Origin of the sequence: Alistipes sp. CAG:29 (genome assembly GCF_000435435.1) — a bacterium.
Lineage (GTDB): Bacteria > Bacteroidota > Bacteroidia > Bacteroidales > Rikenellaceae > Alistipes > Alistipes onderdonkii.
This window is the reverse complement of sequence record NZ_FR893469.1, coordinates 560-994: the sequence shown is the minus strand read 5'-3', so window position 1 is coordinate 994 and position 435 is coordinate 560. Positions and strand designations below refer to the sequence as shown.

The window sequence follows — 435 nt, the reverse complement described above, 5'->3', positions numbered from 1 at the left end:
GAACTAAATGTCCAAACCGACGGAGCAGGTTATGCCTGCTCCGTCTTTGCATTACTACTGTTATGAATAAGATTTCAGAGATTCCGGAACAGACACCTATTGCAGAAAAACCGACAGTAGAGATGCCCGCCGATCCGTGGCGCTGCGAAGAGTGCGGTTCGCTCGAAGTGTCCTACCGAACATGGGTGGACAGCAATACGGGACAAGTTGCACCGGCAGCTCCCGAGCAGGATGATTTGTGGTGCGACGGATGCGAAGAGCACACGTACCAGATCCGCGAAAGCGAATTGATGTCCGATACGGTCGAACCGTGGTGGAAGGATGGCACGACGGAGGAGGATCGGGAAATTATTACAGGACTGAAACGGGAGAATTTCCGCCCGAAGGACGATTGCAGGGCTTTCCGCGACGCCTGCGACGTGTGGTGGCGCGGCA

Annotated in this window: 1 protein-coding gene; it reads left to right on the top strand. The window is 54.9% G+C overall.

All coding sequences use genetic code 11. The features are described 5' to 3' along the window. Window positions 1-62: 62 nt before the first annotated feature. On the top strand, window positions 63-435 hold a 373-nt coding region (locus tag QVP03_RS08195; RefSeq protein ID WP_288210709.1), incomplete at its 3' end, for a hypothetical protein.